The 1,117-nt window shown below is 65.9% G+C and carries 1 protein-coding gene; it reads left to right on the forward strand.

Going from position 1 to position 1,117, the window contains the following annotated elements:
• A partial coding sequence (locus tag AC1DT2_RS24160) for an acyl-CoA carboxylase biotin carboxyl carrier protein subunit (RefSeq protein ID WP_477299257.1) occupies positions 1-1,033 on the forward strand: 1,033 nt, incomplete at its 5' end.
• Between the last annotated feature and the right edge of the window lie 84 nt (positions 1,034-1,117).

Consider the following 1,117-nt stretch of genomic DNA (forward strand, 5'->3'; position numbering starts at 1 on the left):
GCCGCTAGGCCAGCAGGATATTCACGCCCAGGGCCACGCCATCGAAGTGYGCCTTTACGCCGAAGATCCGGAAGCGAATTTCCTGCCGGGCTCCGGCCGCCTGCAGTCGCTCAACCTGCCGACGCCGTCGCGCCATGTCCGTCTCGACGGTGGCGTGATCGCCGGCGACACCGTAACGATTTTCTACGACCCGATGATCGCCAAACTCATCGTCCACGACCGCAATCGCGAGCAGGCACTTGAGCGGCTGCGCGAAGCCTTGGCCGTCATCGACATCGTCGGACCGAAATCCAACGTGGGATTTCTCGAGCGGCTTGCACGTCATCCGGCCGTGGTCGAGGGTCGCATCGACACGGGCTATCTCGATCGCCACCTTGAGGAATTCCTCACCGGTGACAGCGTCGCGGACAGCACCGAGCTGTTCGCCGCGGCGACCGCCGTGCTGATGGCCGATGAACTCGCGCAGCAAGGCGCCGCAGCCGACCCGCATTCGCCCTGGGCCAGTGCCGACGCATGGCGCATCGGTCATTCGGGCAAGCGCGTCGTCGCCCTGATGGAAGGAAACGTGCGCCACGAGATCGACGCGCACGGCCATGGTGGCAACTATGACCTTCGTAGCGGCGACGCCTCCTGCACGGTGGCTGGCGCGCGGCTGGGTAGTGACGTGCTTTCGGCACGCTTCAACGGCCAGGCACGGCGTCTACCGCTTGGCCTGCTTGGCGTTCGGATCCGCGTGCACGACGAAGCCGGTCGTCGCTGGAACTTTGAGCGTGCCCCCGCCTTCGCATGGGCCGGCGCGAAAGGCGCAGCTGCCCGTCATCTCGCCGCACCGATGCCGGGACGCATCGTCCTGGTCCGCGCCGCCGTCGGCGACGTGGTAGAGGAAGGCCAGGAACTGCTGGTGATGGAAGCGATGAAGATGGAACTCGCCTTGAAGGCGCCGCGCGCCGGCACCATCGAATCGATATCCGCCGCGCAGGGCGATTTCGTCGACGCCGACGCGATCCTCGTGCGCTTCGCCGAATCGGCCTGAACGGGATGTCCATGAACGCATCGAACCACGTACGCATCGTCGAGGTCGGTCCCCGTGACGGCTTGCAGAACGAGAAGGCCATGC

Source organism: Luteibacter sp. P4_E6 (assembly GCF_056401535.1).